Annotated in this window: 1 protein-coding gene and 1 pseudogene; one reads left to right on the top strand and one right to left on the bottom strand. The window is 63.9% G+C overall.

Annotated features, from left to right (window positions below; genetic code table 11):
* Positions 1 to 151: 151 nt before the first annotated feature.
* Positions 152 to 937: pseudogene (tnpC, locus tag AC1D34_RS37605) on the bottom strand (IS66 family transposase); the annotation flags it as partial.
* Positions 938 to 1,035: 98 nt separating this feature from the next.
* Here tnpC and AC1D34_RS37600 point away from each other — a divergent pair.
* On the top strand, positions 1,036 to 1,290 hold the full coding sequence (locus tag AC1D34_RS37600; protein WP_476827034.1) for a transposase: 255 nt from the start codon (positions 1,036 to 1,038) through the stop codon (positions 1,288 to 1,290).
* The last annotated feature ends 107 nt before the right edge of the window (positions 1,291 to 1,397 follow it).

The raw sequence follows: 1,397 nt of genomic DNA, 5'->3' as shown, positions 1-1,397 counted from the left end.
ATCCGCCTGCTCCTGGCATGGCTGAGAGTTTTTTGCGCCTTGATCCTGGCCACGCTCAGCGCCCCCGCGGCGCAGACCTCGATCACAAAGGGCCGACCGGCGTTCAGCTAAACTCACAAACCGCCAGGATCAGGTTGTTCACGACCGACTAGCAAAACGCCGGCGTGATTGGCTGTTGCTTCCGCTGGGGATCGAACAGCGGCTCAAAGCCGCTGTAACAGTCGCATTGAAGGATGCCCGCGAACCCGGCCAGATGCTTCTGCGGGTGCTCGCCGCGTCGGTCGCTCGAGGCGTAATAGACCGCCGCCGGCGGCGCAGGTCCGGCGAAGGGGCCGTCGTCGTGCAAATAGGTCCATATGCGCCCGGTCGCGCATTTGGCCTTCGCCAGGATCGGGACCGTCGTGTCGTCGCCATGAAGGCGCTCGGCAGCGAGCACATGGTTCTCAATCAGGTCGAAGACTGGCTTCAGAGCGAAGGTTCCATGGCTGACCTGGTCGGCCAACGTCGACAGCGGCAGGTCGATCCCCTCGGCCTTGAAGCGTGCGCTCTGGCGGTTGAGCGGAGCGTGCATGCCGAACTTGTCGAACAGGATCGTCGCCAGCAGTTGCGGACCGATGAAGCCGCGCGGCGTGGCATGGAACGGTGCCGGCGGCTGGCTGATCTTCCCGCAATCCCGACAGGTGAAYTTCTCGCGCACCGTCTCGATCAGCTTGAAGCGGCGCGGGATCTCCTCCAGCGTCTCGGTTACATCCTCGCCCAGCTTCGACAGCCGCGGTCCGCCGCAGCAGGTGCAAGCGGTGGGAGGWTCGATGACGACCCGCTCGCGCTCGATATCCTCCCGCCAGGGCTTGCGTATCGGCCGCTTGCGCGTGAAGGCGCGTACACTCCCAGTCTTCGCCGCCGCGGCTGACGCGGCAAGCTCATCCTCGCTGTACGCATCCGGCGTAGGCCGCCTTGTTGAAGGGCATTCTGACGTCCAGCTTTTCGCGCTTCTGATCCGGCAGCGGTGCCGGCAGCAGTGCTGGAGAAGCCGGAGTGGATGATGAGACCTATGTTCGACGCCGCCGCTGGAGCTCGGAGGAGAAGCGTGCTGTCGTGGAGGAGGCGCTGACGAACGGTAACGTGATTGGGACAGCGAAGCGCCACGGCATCCAGGCCCAACAGATCTATCGCTGGCGAGAGCGGCTCGACGAGCGGCAGGGCCCTGCGACCTTTCTGGCCCTATCGGTCGCGTCAGAAGCTACGACGGTGCGGATTCCGATTTTGACCGGCCWCCATTCCGATAATTGATCGGCCGGGATTCCGATCATTATCCGGTCACCGTTCCGATAATTGACCGGCCACCAGCCGGGGTATGCGCGCTCTGGGTCAGCACTCGGGCATCAGGCTTTCCGTTT

The organism is Allobosea sp. P1_A7 (assembly GCF_056406775.1).
This window is presented reverse-complemented; position numbering and strand designations above follow the sequence as displayed.